This window comes from Streptomyces sp. DH12, from assembly GCF_020873895.1.
In the GTDB taxonomy this organism is placed as follows: Bacteria; Actinomycetota; Actinomycetes; order Streptomycetales; family Streptomycetaceae; genus Streptomyces.
This window is the reverse complement of sequence record NZ_JAHWGT010000682.1, coordinates 1-520: the sequence shown is the minus strand read 5'-3', so window position 1 is coordinate 520 and position 520 is coordinate 1. Positions and strand designations below refer to the sequence as shown.

Sequence of the window (520 nt, the reverse complement as noted above, 5' to 3'; positions counted from 1 at the left end):
CAGCGGGCGCGCCGAATCACCGCCCGCCACGCTTCGGCGCGCCCGCTGCGGGCACCCGCTCTCCGCATCACCGCGCCCGCCCCTCCGGCATACGCTGCACAAGGGGTGACCCGGTGAGACGGGACCGAAAGGCGGGAGACGACGTGACGGCAGACCACCCGGACGAGCGACAGGGACGTGACCACCCGGACGCGCACGAGAGCCGCGCGGAGGCGGACGCGGGAACGGAGCAGTCGCGCACCACGGGCGAGAACCTGCTGCACGGGCTGGAGGTGGACGCCCGGCGGCCGGAGCGCCCCGTGCTGCTGGACGCCGACGGCACCCCCATCGAGACCTGGCGCGAGAACCATCCGTACGACCGGAAGATCCGCAGGTCGGAGTATGAGCGCACGAAGCGCGTCCTGCAGATCGAGCTGCTGAAGATGCAGCGGTGGGTGAAGGACACCGGCCAGCGGATGGTCGTCGTCTGCGAGGGACGCGACGCGGCCGGCAAGGGCGGCACCATCCAGCGGTTCATGGA

General features: G+C 72.1%; 1 pseudogene. It reads left to right on the top strand.

What is annotated here, in order from left to right:
• Positions 1–254: 254 nt before the first annotated feature.
• Positions 255–520 (top strand): annotated as a pseudogene (locus tag LPA54_RS36465) (polyphosphate kinase 2); the annotation flags it as partial.